General features: G+C 75.7%; 1 pseudogene. It reads left to right on the plus strand.

The features are described 5' to 3' along the window. A pseudogene (locus EBH09_RS37840) lies at positions 1-682 on the plus strand (hypothetical protein); the annotation flags it as partial.

Below are 682 nucleotides of genomic sequence, written 5' to 3' on the forward strand. Positions count from 1 at the left end.
CGGCCCGGGACAAGGGGGTCCGCGAGGACCGGGCGCTGCAGACCGAGGGCCTCGCACCCCGGCAGGCGATCGAGGAGCGGCTCGGCCCGGGGGCGCTCACCGGGGCGCTGCGGCAGGCGGTGTCCTCGGGGTGGGTGGTGAAGAACCTGAAGTACCCGCGCCGGCTCGCCGCGCTGGACGGTGCGGTGGGCATGCGGCTGGCGCTCACCAACCCGCAGGTGACGCACGAGGGTTCGGGACCCGGCACGGAGACCTTCCTGCTCGGCGGTCACCAGGCCGGCGGCCAGGAGGGGCGCGGCACCACCACGACGTACCAGGGCGGGCTGATGGGCCTGCAGAACGGCGCCGAGTGGCGCACCGGCCAGGGCGCGGCGGTGACCCGGAGCAAGGGGGAGAGCACCGCGGGGGGCGTCACCGTGTCCGGCACGGTGGAGCGCAACGCCCACACCCCGCGCAAGGCCCCGCTCTACCTGGTCCGGTGCGATCTCCTGGTCACCATGGTCGCCGAGGTCAAGGTCACCGGCGGCGGCCCGTACGTGACCAGGCAGGCGCGGACGCTGCCGGGCGAGGTGGGGGTGTGGCTGACGGCGGAACAGCTCTCCTCGCAGGGGCTGAGGCTGCCGAAGTCGGCGGCCGAGGCGCTGGGCATGGAGAGCGTGCTCGCGCCCCGGCCGGACCCGAG

The sequence above is a fragment of the Streptomyces sp. E2N166 genome, from assembly GCF_003671715.1.
GTDB classification, from domain to species: Bacteria; Actinomycetota; Actinomycetes; order Streptomycetales; family Streptomycetaceae; genus Streptomyces; species Streptomyces thinghirensis.